Origin of the sequence: Corynebacterium sp., from assembly GCF_012837295.1 — a bacterium.
In the GTDB taxonomy this organism is placed as follows: domain Bacteria; phylum Actinomycetota; class Actinomycetes; order Mycobacteriales; family Mycobacteriaceae; genus Corynebacterium.
Genome location: NZ_DURI01000045.1, coordinates 1 through 1,552, shown reverse-complemented (window position 1 = coordinate 1,552; position 1,552 = coordinate 1). Strand labels below are relative to the sequence as shown.

Annotated in this window: 1 protein-coding gene and 1 pseudogene; both read left to right on the top strand. The window is 69.9% G+C overall.

The features are described 5' to 3' along the window. The first annotated feature begins 175 nt into the window (after positions 1-175). Positions 176-1,159 (top strand): WYL domain-containing protein, encoded by a 984-nt coding sequence (locus GX015_RS01520; RefSeq protein WP_291342259.1) that lies wholly within the window; start codon positions 176-178, stop codon positions 1,157-1,159. Continuing rightward, positions 1,156-1,552: pseudogene (locus GX015_RS01515) on the top strand (hypothetical protein); the annotation flags it as partial. The gene GX015_RS01520 and the pseudogene GX015_RS01515, both read left to right, overlap by 4 nt.

The following is a 1,552-nucleotide window of genomic DNA, read 5'->3' as shown; positions in this document are numbered from 1 at the left end:
CCGCGACGGTGGTGGATTGGACGCACCTGAAGGTCTCCGGCGAGGACCCGCAGATGGTCGTCGTCGACGATCCCTTCGCCACCGCCGACGCGGAGGTCGATGCGTTGGTCGCGCACCTGGAGTCGCTGGGGGCTCCGGAAACGAACGGGCCACAGTCGGCGGAGGGAGCGCAGGAATGACCGATCGCTTCTCGGCGGTCCGCACGCGCCTGATCAGCCTCATCGTCGCCCTGGCGGACAACCCCGAGGGCCTGCGCAAGGAGTGGATCCTGCGCACGGTCCGCGGCTACAACACCGTGGCCGCCGATTCCGCGGACCGGTACCTGCGCGACGACGTTCCCGAGCTGGCGACGGCCGGCATCACGGTGACGTGGGACGACAACGACGTCCTGCGCCTGTCCGATTCCGCCTGGCGCGCCGACGATCTCGCCTTCACCGACGAGGAGTCCCAGGTGCTCGCGATGGCTTCGCAGGTGGCGTTCAGCGACGATTCCCTGGGCGAGCTGACCCGCGGCGCGTGGGCCAAGCTTGCGTCGGTGGCGGAGCGCTCGGATCTGGTCGACGGCCGCGGCACCATCATCTTCGGCGACCGCATCACGCTCGACCGCGACCAGTTCGCGGACCTCAACCGCGCTACGCAGCCGCCGCGCAAGCGCATCAACTTCTTCTACGCCCCGCAGGTCTTCGGCGAGGAGGTCCAGCGGTCCATCGAGCCGTGGCAGATGGTCAACCTCAAGGGCCGCCTGTACGTGGTGGGCCACGACGTCGACCGTGACGCGATCCGCGTGTTCCGCATGGCCCGGATGACGGACGTAACGGTCACGGACATCGATGCGACGCAGCCCTTCCCGGACGGCGACGTCCAGGCCATCGCGGAACGTGCACTGAATCGAGGGTCCGCGCCGCTTCGGGCCGTCGTGAAGCTTGACGACGGTTCGGCGCCCGAATCCTGCGCCGATGTCCTGGCCCGCGCCCGGGAACTGGGAGATGGGCGGTACGAGATCGGGCCGTTGACCACCACGGAACTGATGGACATCGGGCTGGAGCACGCCGGGGACCTCATCGTGGAGGAGCCCGCCGAGGTGCGCGAGGCGATCGTGGCGCGGCTGCGGGAGATCGTGGCGGCCGACGCCGGAAACGAGGGGGAGGAGCGGCGATGAGCGAACCGAAGAAGGCGCCCGAACTGTCGTGGACGCGGACCCTGGCGCTGGTGCCGTACTTCGCCGAGCAGCGGCAGCTGACCGAGGCGTCGGCGGATCTGGGCATCGACTACGGGCAGATCAACGAGGCGCTGAAGTTCCTCGCCCAGCTCGAACTGCCGGGGGTGCCCGGCAAGGCGGCGTTCGAGGTCAAGCGCTCCGGCATTTCGGCCGTCGTCATTCCGGCCGTGGAGCTGCTGGCCGAGCCCCTGCATCTGACGCAGGAGGAGATGTCGGCGATGCTGCTGTCGCTGGAGACCCTCGAGTCCTCGCCGATGCAGCGCGACCCCGAGGTCGTGCGGTCGGCGGCGGCGAAGCTCCGCGCCGGCGCGCCGGGCCGTGCGGCCGTGGCGG